This is a genomic window from Trinickia soli (genome assembly GCF_002879855.1).
Taxonomy (GTDB): Bacteria; Pseudomonadota; Gammaproteobacteria; order Burkholderiales; family Burkholderiaceae; genus Trinickia; species Trinickia soli.
This window is the reverse complement of record NZ_PNYB01000025.1, coordinates 29,145-43,550: the sequence shown is the minus strand read 5'-3', so window position 1 is coordinate 43,550 and position 14,406 is coordinate 29,145. Positions and strand designations below refer to the sequence as shown.

Annotated in this window: 11 protein-coding genes; 2 read left to right on the top strand and 9 right to left on the bottom strand. The window is 63.3% G+C overall.

The annotated features are described in order from the left end of the window. Positions 1–20: 20 nt before the first annotated feature. From bamA to rpsB, 9 genes are all read right to left on the bottom strand, one after another. Positions 21–2,336 (bottom strand): outer membrane protein assembly factor BamA, encoded by a 2,316-nt coding sequence (bamA, locus tag C0Z19_RS22940; protein ID WP_102612141.1) that lies wholly within the window; start codon positions 2,334–2,336, stop codon positions 21–23. Between the two features lie 69 nt (positions 2,337–2,405). Further along, positions 2,406–3,779 carry an RIP metalloprotease RseP gene (rseP, locus tag C0Z19_RS22935; RefSeq protein WP_102612140.1) on the bottom strand — a complete coding sequence of 458 codons (1,374 nt, stop codon included), beginning with the start codon at positions 3,777–3,779 and terminating at the stop codon, positions 2,406–2,408. A 7-nt stretch (positions 3,780–3,786) separates the two neighbouring features. Next, complete coding sequence (locus tag C0Z19_RS22930; protein ID WP_102612139.1) at positions 3,787–5,010, bottom strand: 1-deoxy-D-xylulose-5-phosphate reductoisomerase; 1,224 nt, start codon at positions 5,008–5,010, stop codon at positions 3,787–3,789. 10 nt (positions 5,011–5,020) lie between these two features. Beyond that, positions 5,021–5,842 carry a phosphatidate cytidylyltransferase gene (locus tag C0Z19_RS22925; RefSeq protein ID WP_102612138.1) on the bottom strand — a complete coding sequence of 274 codons (822 nt, stop codon included), beginning with the start codon at positions 5,840–5,842 and terminating at the stop codon, positions 5,021–5,023. Further along, entirely contained in the window at positions 5,836–6,633 is a 798-nt protein-coding gene (uppS, locus tag C0Z19_RS22920; protein ID WP_102612137.1) for a polyprenyl diphosphate synthase, read from the bottom strand. The genes C0Z19_RS22925 and uppS overlap by 7 nt, the downstream gene beginning before the upstream one ends. 58 nt (positions 6,634–6,691) lie before the next feature. Then, a complete protein-coding gene (gene frr, locus C0Z19_RS22915) occupies positions 6,692–7,252 on the bottom strand; it encodes a ribosome recycling factor (RefSeq protein ID WP_102612136.1) in 561 nt (186 codons plus the stop codon). 94 nt (positions 7,253–7,346) lie between these two features. Continuing rightward, the gene (pyrH, locus tag C0Z19_RS22910; RefSeq protein ID WP_102612135.1) at positions 7,347–8,060 is read right to left on the bottom strand and encodes a UMP kinase; all 714 of its coding nucleotides are present in this window, start codon (positions 8,058–8,060) and stop codon (positions 7,347–7,349) included. Between the two features lie 195 nt (positions 8,061–8,255). Next, the gene (gene tsf, locus C0Z19_RS22905) at positions 8,256–9,137 is read right to left on the bottom strand and encodes a translation elongation factor Ts (protein WP_102612169.1); all 882 of its coding nucleotides are present in this window, start codon (positions 9,135–9,137) and stop codon (positions 8,256–8,258) included. Between the two features lie 156 nt (positions 9,138–9,293). Next, positions 9,294–10,046 carry a 30S ribosomal protein S2 gene (gene rpsB / locus C0Z19_RS22900; RefSeq protein ID WP_102612134.1) on the bottom strand — a complete coding sequence of 251 codons (753 nt, stop codon included), beginning with the start codon at positions 10,044–10,046 and terminating at the stop codon, positions 9,294–9,296. 512 nt (positions 10,047–10,558) lie between these two features. Here rpsB and map point away from each other — a divergent pair. Both map and C0Z19_RS22890 read left to right on the top strand, forming a co-directional pair. Next, positions 10,559–11,365 carry a type I methionyl aminopeptidase gene (gene map / locus C0Z19_RS22895; RefSeq protein ID WP_102612133.1) on the top strand — a complete coding sequence of 269 codons (807 nt, stop codon included), beginning with the start codon at positions 10,559–10,561 and terminating at the stop codon, positions 11,363–11,365. Positions 11,366–11,386: 21 nt separating this feature from the next. Then, positions 11,387–13,960 (top strand): [protein-PII] uridylyltransferase, encoded by a 2,574-nt coding sequence (locus C0Z19_RS22890; protein WP_102612132.1) that lies wholly within the window; start codon positions 11,387–11,389, stop codon positions 13,958–13,960. The last annotated feature ends 446 nt before the right edge of the window (positions 13,961–14,406 follow it).

The window sequence follows — 14,406 nt, the reverse complement described above, 5'->3', positions numbered from 1 at the left end:
GGACAGAGCATGGCGCCCCGTTAGAACGCCGTCCCGATCTGGAATTGGAATTTCTGGTATTGATCGCCGTTATGCTTCTGGACCGGGAAGCCCAAGCTCAGCTTGAGCGGGCCGATCGGCGAGATCCATGCAAGCCCCACGCCGTACCCGTAGCGCAACCCGTTCGACCCTGTCGTGCTGATGCCGGGCGCGCTCTGTCCCCAGACATTGCCGCCGTCGAAGAACGTGAATACGCGCAGCGTACGATCGTACCCCGTACCCGGCAACGGGAACGTGAGCTCGATGTTTCCGACAACCATCTTCGAGCCGCCGATCGGGTCGTTCGTCGACGTGTCGCGCGGGCCCAGCGAGCTCGGCTCGTAGCCGCGAACGGAGCCGATACCACCCGCGAAGTAGTTCTTGAAGATCGGGAACGGCTTGCCGCCCAGACCGTTACCGTAGCCGCCCTGGAAGTTCAACCCCAGCACGAAACCGCGTGCGAACGAGTAGTAGTACTGCGCTTGCACATCCGCCTTGTAATACTGCGTCGCGCCGACCGGCGTGCCGTACTCGGCGTTCGCTTGCGTGAAATACCCGCGGCTCGGCACCAACGCGCTGTCGCGGGCATCGCGGGACCAGCCGATCGTCAACGGGATGTTGTTCGACACACGCCCGAACTCGTTCACGTAGTTGACATAGCTCTGCGGCGTCGAGGAATCGGTGTCGAGCTTGTTCTGCTCGAAGCCCGCGCCGAAGAACACCGTATCGACTTCCGAGAACGGAATCCCGAACTTCAGGTCGCCGCCCGCCGTGATGATGCGAAAACTCGAATTGGTCGAGTAGTAGAGCGGCTGCGTCGTACGGTAATAGACGTCCGTGATCCGCTTGATGCCGTCGACCGTGAAATACGGGTCGACTTGCGTGACGGTCAACGTCCGGTAAGTGCGCGCCGTGTTCACGTTCACGGACAAGCTCGTGCCCGAACCGAACACGTTGTCCTGCGAGATACCGGCCGACAGCACGACCTTGTCCGTCGAAGAAAAACCCGCCCCGAGCGTGATCGCGCCCGTCGGTTTTTCCGTGACCTTGACATTGACGTCGACCTGATCGGCCGTGCCGGCGACGGGCACCGTCGTGACGTCGACATCGGTGAAGTAACCGAGACGGTTGATGCGATCCTTCGATAGCGCGAGACGGCTCGAATCGAACCACGAGCTTTCGAGTTGGCGCATTTCTCGACGCACCACTTCGTCGCGCGTGCGCGTGTTGCCAACGACGTTGATACGCCGCACGTAGACGCGGCGGCTCGGATCGACCTGCAGCGTCAACGCAACCTTGTGATGCACCTGATCGATCTCGGGCTGCGCATTGACCGTGGCAAATGCGTAACCGTACTCGCCGAGCTTGTCGACGATCGCTTTCGTCGTAGCCTGCAGCTTGGCGGCCGAGAAGCGCTCACCGGGTTTGACCGTGACGAGCTTTTGCAGCTCGGGGCCGCGATCGAGCACGTTCCCCGCGAGCTTCACGCTCGACACCGTGTACGGCTCGCCCTCATGCACCGAGAGCGTCAGGTACATGTCCTTTTTGTCGGGCGAAATCGACACCTGCGTCGACTCGATATTGAATTCGAGATAGCCGCGGTTCAGGTAGAACGAACGAACATTTTCCAGATCGCCCGTTAGCTTGTCTTTCGAATAGAGATCGTTCTTCGTGTACCACGAGAACCAGTTCGGCGTAGACAGCTGCATTTCGTTGCGCAGCGTAGCCGTACTGAACGCCTTGTTGCCGATGAAGTTGACCTGGCGGATTTTTGCGCTCGGCCCTTCGTTCACCGTGAACAGAATCGACACGCGGCTGCTGTCGATCTGCGTGACGGTGGTCGTCACTTCGGCGGCGTAGAAGCCGCGCGTCAGATATTGGCGCTTGAGCTCCTGCTCCGAGCGATCGACGAGGGACTTGTCGTAGTAGCGGCCCGGCGACAAGCCGACGCCCTTCAGCGCTTTGGTGAGCGCGTCCTTGTCGAATTCGTGCAGGCCGGCGAAATCGATCGAGCCGATGGCCGGACGTTCGATGACATTGACGATGACGACATCGCCTTCGGCGGCAATTCGCACATCGCTGAAGAAGCCCGTCGCATAAAGCGCGCGGATCGCCTCCGACGCTTTGTCATCCGTGAAGGTATCGCCTTGCTTGATCGGCAGGTAGGAGAACACCGTGCCGGGTTCGATCCGTTGCAAGCCCTCGATTCGGATGTCTTTAACGACGAAAGGCGCCGTCGCTGCGTGAGCGACGAGCCCGTGAGCCGCGAGCGCCGCGACCGCAACCGACTTAGGAACAAAGCGATGAGGTTTGAACAACGTGCTTCCCCAGTGTTTTTAGCTGCATCTGTCCGCCGCGGCGCTCGCAAACGCGCGCCGCCGGACACTTTAAAAATGGATTAAACGAGCCAGATCGTTGAAGAGCGCAATCGCCGACAGTACGACGATGCACACGAGGCCAACCCTTTGCAGAACGAGTTGCCACCGTTCCGACACGGCTTTGCCGGTGGCGGCTTCAACCAAATAATATAACAGATGCCCCCCGTCCAAAACGGGAATCGGCAATAAGTTCAGCACGCCGAGGCTGATGCTGACGAGCGAGAGGAACGAAAGAAACGGCGCCCAGCCCAGTTGAGCACTTTTGCCCGCATAGTCGGCGATCGTCACGGGCCCCGATAGATTCTTCAACGAGGCCTGCCCCGTCAGCATGCGTCCGAACATCCGCAGCGAATACACCGCGATGTCCCAGGTGCGTTGCGCACTGCGGGCCACGCTATCGAACAGGCCATAGCGCACGTCGACCGTTTGGACGTGTGTCGCGAGCGCCGCGCCGATTCGCCCCGATGCCGCGCCGGTATGCGGATCCTGCTTCGCGTCGGGCACGACGGTCAGAGACAGCCGCTGCGCGGGCGAGCCACGGTCGATACCCAGCGTGATCGCACGCCCTGCGTGTGCCTGTACGTAGGCGATGAACGCTTGCGCGCCGTCGATCGCCGCGCCGCCCGCCGTGCGCAGTGTGTCGCCTGCCTGCAGACCGGCCCGCTCGGCGGCGCTGCCCGGCTCCACGCCCGCGACCGACAGCGTGCCGCCCTGATCGAAGCCGAGTTTGGTCAGGAAATCATCGTCGAGATCGCGTTCGTCGAGATTGCGCAAATCGACTTGAAAATCGTATGTTCCGCGGCCGTCATGCGCCCGCAGGACGACGCGCCGATGGTCGAACGCCGCGTCGAGCAGCTTCCACCGCAAGTCCGACCACGAGCGCACGGGCTCGATGTCTGCCCCGTGCTCGTCACCGATCGAGACGACCGTTTCGCCGCCGTCGAACCCCGCCCGCGCCGCCACGCTGCCGGCAGGCGGCGTGGCGAGCGTGGCGACGGGCTCGGTTACCCCCGTCGCAAAGACAACGGCGAATAAGGCGATCGCCAGGAGGAAATTGGCAGCCGGTCCCGCCAGTACGATCGCCATACGTTTGGCGACGTGTTGACGATTGAACGCGTACGGCAGATCGGCGGGCGCGATGCCGGGGCCCGAATCGCGCTCGTCGAGCATTTTGACGTAGCCGCCCAGCGGCAACGCCGAAATAGTCCATTCGGTGCCCGATTTACGGCCGACCCAACTGGCGAGCGGCCGCCCGAAACCGATCGAAAACCGCAGCACTTTTACGCCGCAAAGCCGCGCGACACTGTAGTGCCCATATTCGTGTACGACGACGAGCACGCCGATCGCGACCACGAATGCAACGACTTCGATCAGCAGGTTCATCGCCGTCTCACTGCATAGCGCGATCGATCGAGCCTGTGCGATCAGTCGTCAGGATGATGTGCGCACCGCCGGCAATGAACTCGCGCGCCGCGCGACGTGCGTCGGCATCGGCGTCGAGCACGTCGGCGAGGCCGCTGGGCGTGCGATTGGACAGGCCGTCCAGCACGGACTGGACAACGCGCCCGATCTCCATGAAGCCGATTCGGCGTTCGAGAAACGCGTCTACGGCCACCTCGTTGGCTGCATTGAGTGCCGCACTGGCGACACCGCCGGCGGCGAGCGCCTGCATTGCGAGCGCGAGGCACGGAAAGCGCGCGTAATCGGGCTTTTCGAACTGCAGCGTGGCGATCTGGGCAAGATCGAGCTGCGCGACGCCCGAATCGACCCGGTCCGGAAAAGCAAGTGCATGCGCGATCGGCGTACGCATGTCGGGGTTGCCGAGTTGTGCGAGCACCGAGCCATCGGCATACGAAACAAGCGAATGAATGACGCTTTGCGGATGAATCAGCACCTCGATGCGCTCGCCTGGCAAGCTGAACAGCCAATGCGCCTCGATCACTTCGAGGCCTTTGTTCATCATCGTGGCCGAGTCGACCGAAATCTTGCGACCCATGACCCAGTTCGGATGCTTGCACGCTTGTTCGGGCGTGACATCGACGAGCGTGGCGGGCTCGCGCGTACGGAACGGACCGCCTGACGCAGTCAGAATGATTTTCGTGACGCCGCCATGTTCGGCGATGTCGCGCGGCAGGCATTGGAAGATCGCGTTGTGCTCGCTGTCGACCGGCAACAACGTCGCATCATGATCGCGCACGGCGTCCATGAAGATGCCGCCCGACATGACCAGCGCTTCTTTATTGGCGAGCAGAATGCGCTTGCCCGCACGCGCCGCAGCCAGCGTCGGGGCCAGCCCGGCCGCACCGACGATCGCCGCGACCACGGTGTCGCATTGCGCGCTTTGCGCGACTTGCACCAGGGCGTCAGGACCATACGCGACCTGCGTGTTGCAGCCGGCCGCTTTGAGTTGCGCTTCCACGCGGGCGGCCGTGTCGGCATCACCGACGACAGCGACCTCGGGCCTGAAGCGCAGGCACTGGGCGACAAGCTTGTCCCCGTTGCGGTGCGCTGTCAGCGCATGGACCGCGAAGCGGTCCGGATGGCGGGCGACGACGTCGAGCGTACTTTCGCCGATCGAGCCCGTGGACCCGAGCAATGTCAGACGTTTGTTCATATTCCTATCTCTAACCGATGACCAGCATCGCAAGCGGCAACACCGGCAACAGTGCGTCGATGCGGTCGAGCACGCCGCCATGTCCCGGCAGCAGCGCACTCGAATCTTTCACGCCCGCCTGACGCTTGAGCATCGATTCGAACAAATCGCCGACGATACTGAATGCAACGAGCACCGTCAGCACAAGTAGCGCGCGCACGACCCCGATGCGCTGCACGAGCGTCGACACGAGCGTAGGCTCGAACGCGTGCGACGCCATGACGATCAACGCTACGACAAGCACAGCCAACCAGCCGCCGACCGCGCCCTCCCAGGTCTTGCCAGGACTGATCGCGGGCGCGAGCTTGTGTTTGCCGAACGCCTTGCCGGCAAAGTATGCGCCGATATCGGCCAACCAGACGACGAGCAGGACCGACAACACGAACGATACGCCGAGAACGCGGGCCGCGACGAGCGCGTGCCAGCACGCCACCAGAGAGACCAGGCCGGCGATGATCAAAAACAGCCGCCAGGCGCCGTGCGCGAGCGTCGGCTTGCGCACGAGCACGAACGGCCCGGCGAGCACCCAAAACACGGCTGCCGCCTCGAACAACGGCCGGGCCGCACGCACACCGATGCCGAGCCGCGTACTGGCAGCCAGCGCCAATGCAGCGAGCACCGCATAGCCGACCGGCGCGAGGCCCGTGAATTTAAGCAGGCGAGCCCATTCCCAGGCGCCGAACACGAGCACGATCGCGATCAGCGCGCCAAAACCGGCCACCGGTGCAAACAGTGTGACCGGCAGCAGCACCGCCAGCAGGACGACGGCGGTGATGACCCGCGTCTTCAGCATGGGAGGGAATCGGCGTTTTGCGAGGACGCGCCCTGCCGCTGCGGCTCGAGTTGCGCACTCGTACGGCCAAAGCGGCGCTCGCGGCGTCCATAAGAGGCAATCGCGTCGGACAGCGCATTGGCGTCGAAATCGGGCCAGTACGCATCGGTGAAGTAAAGCTCCGTATAGGCGAGCTGCCAGAGCAAGAAGTTGCTGATGCGCGTTTCACCGCCCGTGCGGATAAACAGATCAGGCTCGGGGGCGTAGGCCAGCGCCAGATGTTGCGCCAGGGCCGCTTCGTCGATGTCGACCACTCTGCCCTCGTTGACCGACTGCTCGGCCAGCTTACGTGCGGCTTGCATGATGTCCCAGCGCCCGCCGTAGTTCGCGGCGATCGTCAGCGTCAGGCGCGTATTGCGGGCCGTCTTGGTTTCGGCTCGGCGGATCAACTCCTGCACGCGCGTGTCGAAAAGCGACAAATCGCCCACGACGCGCAGCCGGATACCGTTGGCGTGCAGCTTGCCGACCTCGCGCTCCAGCGCGGTGACGAACAGCCGCATCAGGAACGACACCTCGTCGACAGGCCGACGCCAGTTCTCGGAACTGAATGCGAACAGCGTCAGATACTCGACACCGGCGCGCGCGCAGGCTTCGACAGCCGTGCGCACCGCTTCGACGCCGCGCGTATGGCCGGCCACGCGCGGCAGCCGACGCTGCGTCGCCCAACGGCCGTTGCCGTCCATGATGATCGCGATATGCCGCGGTACAGCCGCAACATCAGGCACGCGAACGGTAGAGCTGGTATAGGTCATGGCCGCCGGGACTCAGACTGCAGAAAAAGAAGAAGCAACACGTCGAGACGAACGAGCCTCAGACGGTCATGATCTCGGCTTCTTTCGAGTGAACGAGCTTGTCGACCTCGGCAACGTATTTGTCGGTGAGCTTTTGCACTTCGTCGCTCGCGCGACGTTCGTCGTCTTCCGAGATCTCTTTGTCTTTGACGAGCTTTTTGAGCTGTTCGTTCGCATCGCGGCGCAGGTTGCGCACCGCAACCTTCGCCGTCTCGCCTTCGCTCTTGACGACTTTCGTCAGTTCACGGCGGCGCTCTTCCGTCAACGCGGGCATTGGCACGCGAATCAAATCGCCCTGCGTGGCGGGGTTCAGGCCCAGGTCGGATTCGCGAATCGCCTTTTCGACCACCGCGACCATCTTCTTTTCCCAAGGCTGCACACCGATCGTACGCGCGTCGATCAGCGTCAGATTGGCCACCTGCGAGATAGGCACGTTCGAGCCGTAGTAGTCGACCTGAATGTGGTCGAGCAGACCCGTGTGGGCACGACCGGTGCGGATTTTCGCCAAATCGTTCTTGAACGCTTCGATCGAACGTTGCATTTTCTGATCGGCGCCCTTCTTGACCTCTGCCACACTCATTTAGACCTCCAAAACTTCATCACAGTGCGGATGCGCCCGTCAACGGAGCCTTGGCGCCGCAAACGGAAATGCGTCCCGCTTATATTCCGGGAGTTTACACGTGGACGAGGGTACCCTCGTCCTCACCTTGCACGATCCGCTTGAGCGCACCGGGCTTAACGATCGAGAACACGCGAATCGGGAGCTTCTGGTCGCGGCACAGCGCAAACGCCGTCGCATCCATCACCTGCAGATTGCGGCCGATCGCCTCGTCGAAACTGATCGTCGAATAGCGCGTCGCCGAGGCATCCTTCTTCGGGTCCGCGGAGTATACGCCGTCGACCTTGGTCGCCTTCAACACGACTTCCGCCCCCACCTCCGACCCGCGCAGCGCAGCGGCCGTATCGGTCGTGAAAAACGGATTGCCCGTGCCGGCCGCAAAGATCACGACCTTGCCTTCCTCGAGCTGCCGGATCGCACGCGGGCGGATATACGGCTCGACGACCTGGTCCATCCGCAGCGCGGACTGCACGCGTGCCTCGATGCCCGCGTGGCGCATGGCGTCCTGCAGGGCCAGCGCATTCATCATCGTCGCGAGCATGCCCATGTAGTCGGCCGTGGCACGGTCCATGCCCGCTGCACCGCCCGCCACGCCGCGGAAAATGTTGCCGCCGCCGATCACGACGGCCAACTGCGTGCCGAGCCGAACGACTTCGGCAATATCGGCCACCATCCGTTCGATCGTCGCGCGATTGATGCCGAACGCATCGTCGCCCATCAAAGCTTCACCGGAGAGTTTGAGAAGAACGCGTTTATAGGCTGTGGGCATAGCGGTATCCGATCGCGTCGAAGAGATCACGACAAAATGGAACTGTAGGGGTGAAACGTATGACGGAGCAAGCTCGGCCACCGCGCGATTCGAGCTGAAGGCAATCGCGACGGCAAACCGGGTTAACCCCGATCTTCGCCAAGGGCGAACTTCCGCGACGAGCGTGGCGCCCGCCGCGGGTACCGCAAACTACGCTTACTGCTGCTTTGCAGCGGCGACTTGCGCGGCCACTTCGGCGGCGAAATCGTCTTGACGCTTTTCAATGCCCTCGCCGACGACGAACAGCGCGAACTTCTGCACCGAAGCACCTGCGGCCTTCAGCATCTGTTCAATCGTCTGCTTGTCATTCTTCACGAACGGCTGGTTCAGCAGCGACACTTCCTTCAGGTATTTCTGCACGCTGCCCTCGACCATCTTTGCGACGATCTCGGCCGGCTTGCCAGATTCGGCGGCCTTTTGCTCGGCAATGCTGCGCTCCTTGGCGATCAGCTCGGCCGGCACGTCGTCCGACGACAGCGAAACCGGCTTCATGGCCGCCACGTGCATCGCGACGTCCTTGCCGACCTGCTCGTCCGCACCCGTGTATTCGACGAGCACGCCGATGCGCGTGCCGTGCAGGTACGCGGCCAGCTTGTTCGACGTTTCGAAGCGGGCAAAGCGGCGAATCGAAAGGTTTTCGCCGATCTTGCCGACCAGCGCGAGGCGCACCGCGTCCACCGTCGCACCGTTCAGCGGCAGCGCCGACAGCGCAGCCACGTCGGCCGGGTTTTGCGACACGACGAGCTCGGCCACTTGCTTGGCGAACGCATTGAAATCGTCGTTCTTCGCGACGAAATCGGTTTCGCAGTTCAGTTCGACGAGCGCACCGGCGTTGCTGCCAATGTGCGAAACGATCACACCTTCAGCCGTGACGCGCGAAGCTGCCTTGCTGGCCTTGTTGCCGAGCTTGACGCGCAGCAGCTCTTCGGCGCGACCCATGTCGCCGTCGGCTTCCGTCAAGGCCTTTTTGCACTCCATCATCGGCGCATCGGTCTTCGCGCGCAGTTCTGCAACCATGCTTGCGGTAATTGCCGCCATCATTCGCTCCTTGAGTCTGTCTTTCATTCGCCGCCCGCTTTCGATGCGAACGGCAGGCATTCGTTCGCGGCGCATGGAACGCACCGCCTATTGCGCCGACATTTAAAAAAAGGGGGCCTATCGAAAGCCCCCTTTTTTGCCGGCAGCGGGGCTGCTTTACTGCTCCCCGCCCACCTCGACGAACTCGTCGCCTTCGGTGCCGCGCGCGGCTTGAACGACTTCATTGACCGCGTTCGCACGGCCTTCGAGGATCGCGTCGGCAACGCCTTGCGCGTACAGCGCCACGGCCTTGCTCGCGTCGTCGTTGCCCGGGATCACATAGTCGATGCCTTCCGGCGAGTGGTTCGTATCGACCACGGCGATGACGGGCACGCCCAGCTTGTTCGCTTCCGTCACGGCAATCTTGTGGTAGCCGACGTCGACGACGAAAATTGCGTCGGGAATGCCGCCCATGTCCTTCACGCCGCCGATCGACTTTTGCAGCTTGGCGATTTCGCGTTCGAACAACAGCGCTTCCTTCTTGCTCATCTTCTCGAGCTCACCGGCCTCGACCGCCGCTTCCATGTCCTTCAAACGCTTGATCGACACCTTCAGCGTCTTGAAGTTCGTCAGCATGCCACCGAGCCAACGGGCGTTGACAAACGGCATACCGGCGCGTTGCGCCTCTTCCGCGATCGTGTCGCGCGACTGGCGCTTCGTACCGACGAACAGAATCGTGCCGCGATTGGCCGCCAATTGACGCACGTACTTCAGCGCGTCGTTGTACATCGGCAGCGTCTTTTCGAGGTTGATGATGTGAATCTTGTTGCGATGACCGAAGATGAACGGGGCCATCTTGGGATTCCAGAAGCGCGTTTGGTGACCAAAGTGGACGCCGGCTTCCAGCATCTGACGCATAGTGACTGCCATGAAATTCTCCGCGAGGGTTAGGTCTTAAGCCGGCCGCCGTACCGGCCGCGCCACGCGAAACATTCACCGAACGTTCACGGGGCCGCGGCTCGGCACCCTGGGTGCGCCGGCTTGCGAATGGATGCAACGGATACAACGCCAGCCGCCCCCGGACCGCGCTGCCCGCATGCGTGGCACTGAAGCGACACATGCAAGCCCCCGATCTCAGGAGGTGACTAGCCCGAAAGTATATCACGCCGCAATTGCCGCCCTCAAGTCGACGCTCGTCCCCGCGCGCGCGGGCCGCCGGCCGTGCCGCAGCGCAGCAACCGCACGGGCTGGACCCCTTCCGCTGTCCCGGGCGCGCAGAACGCGTGACCGCCAAACGGGCAACAGATCAGCACCGAACGGGCACCTGGCGCGTGCCTACGTGCAGGACGGCCCCGCCAGTCCGCCATTGGCCGCATATGGTGCGATAATCCACCCATTGCATACCCGCACCCTCCCGTATTCACCGTTCCAGGCTCGCACCCATGGCAATTACGATCAAAAACGAAGACGACATCGCGAAAATGCGCGTCGCGTGCCGTCTGGCGAGCGAGGTGCTCGACTACATCACCCCGTTCGTCAAACCCGGCGTGACCACGGCAGAACTCGACCGGCTCTGTCACAACTACATGCTGGACGTGCAGGGCACGATCCCGGCACCGCTCAATTACCAGCCGCCCGGCTATCCGCCGTACCCGAAAGCCACCTGCATTTCCGTCAACGACGTCATCTGCCACGGCATTCCGGGCGATAAGGTGGTCAAGTCGGGCGACGCGCTGAACATCGACATCACTGTCATCAAGGACGGCTACTTCGGCGATACAAGCCGCATGTTCATCGCCGGCGAAGGCTCGATTCTCGCCAGGCGACTCGCGCAAACCACCTACGAATGCATGTGGCTCGGCATCGAGCAGGTGCGTCCCGGCGCGCACCTCGGCGACATCGGCCACGCCATTCAGCGCCACGCCGAGGCGAGCGGTTACAGCGTCGTGCGCGAGTACTGCGGGCACGGCATCGGCAAGGTGTTCCACGAAGATCCGCAGATCCTGCACTACGGCCGGCCCGGCACGGGCCTCGAACTACAAAAGGGCATGATCTTCACGATCGAGCCGATGATCAACGCAGGCCGGCGCGAAATTCGCACAATGCCCGATCAGTGGACGGTGAAAACCAAGGACCGCAGCCTGTCGGCCCAGTGGGAGCATACGGTGCTCGTGACCGACACCGGCTACGACGTGCTGACCGTATCGGCAGGCACGCCGGCCAAGCCGTCGATCGCCGTCGCGGCGTAGACGGTGGTTTGCGCCTCCGCCATGAGTGAAGCCGCCGTTGTGACGGATCCCGCGTCGGTCAAGGCCGATTACCGCGTAGCCAAAGCCGGATTGCTCGCGAAGTTCAAGGGCGCCCATCGCGTCGATGCGCTGATGCAGGCGCTTTCGCGCACGACCGACGACGCCCTGCGGCGCGCCTGGAACGTTTGCGCACTGCCTGCGACCTGCGCGCTGGTCGCCGTAGGCGGCTACGGCCGCGGCGAACTCGCGCCCTACTCCGACATCGACATCCTCGTGCTGTTACCCGACAACGCGCCGTCCGAACTCGACGCACAAATCGAGCGCTTCATCGGCATGGCGTGGGACCTCGGGCTCGAACTCGGCAGCAGCGTGCGAACCGTCGCGCAATGCATCGAGGAGGCCGGCAACGACATCACCGTGCGCACGTCGCTGCTCGAGGCGCGGCGCATCACGGGCAGTACCACGCTGTTCCAGCGTTTCGTCCTGCGCTTCAACGACACGCTCGATGCACGCGCATTCTTCCAGGCGAAAGTCCTCGAAATGCGTCAGCGTCATGCGAAGTTCCAGGATTCGCCCTATAGCCTCGAGCCAAACGTCAAGGAAAGCCCGGGCGGCCTGCGCGATTTGCAATTGATCCTGTGGATCGCGCACGCGGCCGGCTTCGGACGAAGCTGGCGCGAACTGGACGAACGCGGGCTGATCACGGCGCGCGAGGCACGCGAGCTGCGCCGCAACGAGGCCTTCCTGAAGATGCTGCGCGCAAGGCTGCACGTCATTGCGGGGCGGCGTCAGGACGTACTCGTGTTCGATCTGCAAACGGCCGCGGCGGAAAGCTTCGGATATAACGCCACGCAAGCTCGCCGGGCGAGCGAGCAGCTGATGCGTCGGTATTACTGGGCTGCCAAAGCCGTCACGCAGTTGGCGACGATTCTCATCCAGAACATCGAAGCGCAGTTGTTCCCGCGCACGAGCGGCGTGACGCGCGTACTGTCGGAACGCTTCGTCGAAAAGCAAGGGATGATCGAGATCGCCAGCGACGATGTGTTCGAGCGCACGCCCACCGCAATTCTCGAAGCGTTCCTGCTGTACGAGAGGACACAAGGCACGAAAGGACTTTCGGCTCGCACGTTGCGCGCGCTCTACAACGCACGTGAGATCATGGATTCGCGCTGGCGGCGCGATCCCGAAAACCGGCGGCAGTTCATCGAAATTCTGAAGCAGCCGCAGGGCATCACGCACGCGCTGCGGCTCATGAATCAGACGAGCGTGCTCGGCCGCTATCTGCTCAATTTCCGGCGTATCGTCGGGCAGATGCAGCACGACCTTTATCACGTCTACACGGTCGATCAGCACATTCTGATGGTGCTGCGCAACCTGCGCCGCTTCGCGCTGGCCGAACATGCGCACGAATATCCGTTCTGCAGCCAGTTGATGGCCAACTTCGAACGTCAATGGGTGCTCTATGTCGCCGCGCTGTTTCATGACATCGCCAAAGGCCGCGGCGGCGACCATTCGACGCTCGGCATGGCCGACGCGCGTCGGTTCTGTCGCGAGCACGGCATGGACGCCGACGACTCCGCGCTCGTCGTCTGGCTCGTGCAGCACCATCTGACGATGAGCCAGGTCGCGCAGAAACAAGACACGAGCGATCCGCAAGTTATCGCGCAGTTCGCGGAACTGGTCGGCAATGAACGCCGCCTCACGGCCCTTTATCTGCTGACCGTGGCCGACATTCGCGGTACCAGCCCCAAGGTCTGGAACACGTGGAAAGGCAAACTGCTCGAAGATCTTTATCGAATGACGCGTGCCGTGCTCGGCGGCGCGCGGCCTGATGAACATTCGGAGCTGAAAACGCGCCAGGAAGAAGCGCTCGCGCTGTTGCGGCTTGAAACCGTGCCCGATAAAGCGCATTGCGCGCTGTGGGACGAACTCGACGTGGGCTACTTCCTGCGCCATGACGCCGCCGATATCGCCTGGCAAACCCGCGTGCTGTACCGCCATGTGCGCACCGAGGCACCGATCGTGCGGGCGCGTCCGTCGCCGATCGGCGAGGCGCTGCAGGTGCTCGTCTACGTGCGCGACCGCTCGGACCTGTTCGCCGGCATCTGCGCCTATTTCGATCGCAACGGCTTGTCCGTACTTGACGCGCGCATCAATACGACGCGGCATGGGTATGCGCTCGACAACTTCATCGTGGCCCATACCGAGCACGACGATGGGCACTACCGCGACATCGCCAATCTCGTCGAGCAGCAGCTCGCGGCAAGGCTGTCCTCCGATGCGCCGCTGCCCGAGCCGTCCAAGGGCCGCCTTTCGCGGCTTTCGCGGACGTTTCCCATCACCCCGCGCGTCGACTTGCGAGCCGACGAACGGGGGCAGTATTACATCCTGTCCGTGTCGGCCAACGACCGGCCGGGGCTTCTTTATTCGATCGCGCGCGTGCTGGCGGAGCATCGGGTCGGCGTCCATGCGGCGCGGATCAATACGCTCGGCGAGCGCGTCGAGGACGTGTTCTTGTTGGATGGACGCGGCCTTGCAGATAGCCGCTTGCAAATCCAGGTCGAGACCGAACTGCTGCGCGCGATCGCCCTGTGAGACTTTATGCGCGTCAAACTGACAGCCAAGCATCCGCGCCCGGCATCGCCGAGCCGCACCCCCGTTCGTCCAAGCAGCCCGTCGGCGCGCAAACCCCCACGCACGCGGGACGCAGCGCCGTCGACCCCGCCGGGCAAATCCGCCACCGCACGCACGGGCGGCGACGCCGCGCCCCGCAAGCCGCGCGACGACGCGCCCCGTAAGCCGCGCGAAGACGCCGCTGCGAAGGCGCCGCGCGCGCGCCCGACGGAGCGCCGTGCAGACGATGTCCGGCGCCGTTTCGCCGGTGAAGGCGAAGCGCGCGCAACGCGGGCGCCTCGCAGCGAAAGCGGCGGCGAGCGAGGCCCGCGTGGCGCCAAGCGCACGGACGCCACCGCAGCGCGCGGAACCGAAGACAAGCCGCGACGCACACCGCGCGCAGCCGACGCGAGCGATGCACGAGGCCC

What these genes read in the sequence shown, in the direction of transcription:
- rseP (WP_102612140.1), bottom strand. Translation starts at nt 3,779, where the DNA reads ATGAACCTGCTGATCGAAGTCGTTGCATTCGTGGTCGCGATCGGCGTG.
- C0Z19_RS22930 (WP_102612139.1), bottom strand. Translation starts at nt 5,010, where the DNA reads ATGAACAAACGTCTGACATTGCTCGGGTCCACGGGCTCGATCGGCGAA.
- C0Z19_RS22925 (WP_102612138.1), bottom strand. Translation starts at nt 5,842, where the DNA reads ATGCTGAAGACGCGGGTCATCACCGCCGTCGTCCTGCTGGCGGTGCTG.
- uppS (WP_102612137.1), bottom strand. Translation starts at nt 6,633, where the DNA reads ATGACCTATACCAGCTCTACCGTTCGCGTGCCTGATGTTGCGGCTGTA.
- frr (WP_102612136.1), bottom strand. Translation starts at nt 7,252, where the DNA reads ATGAGTGTGGCAGAGGTCAAGAAGGGCGCCGATCAGAAAATGCAACGT.
- pyrH (WP_102612135.1), bottom strand. Translation starts at nt 8,060, where the DNA reads ATGCCCACAGCCTATAAACGCGTTCTTCTCAAACTCTCCGGTGAAGCT.
- tsf (WP_102612169.1), bottom strand. Translation starts at nt 9,137, where the DNA reads ATGGCGGCAATTACCGCAAGCATGGTTGCAGAACTGCGCGCGAAGACC.
- rpsB (WP_102612134.1), bottom strand. Translation starts at nt 10,046, where the DNA reads ATGGCAGTCACTATGCGTCAGATGCTGGAAGCCGGCGTCCACTTTGGT.
- map (WP_102612133.1), top strand. Translation starts at nt 10,559, where the DNA reads ATGGCAATTACGATCAAAAACGAAGACGACATCGCGAAAATGCGCGTC.
- C0Z19_RS22890 (WP_102612132.1), top strand. Translation starts at nt 11,387, where the DNA reads ATGAGTGAAGCCGCCGTTGTGACGGATCCCGCGTCGGTCAAGGCCGAT.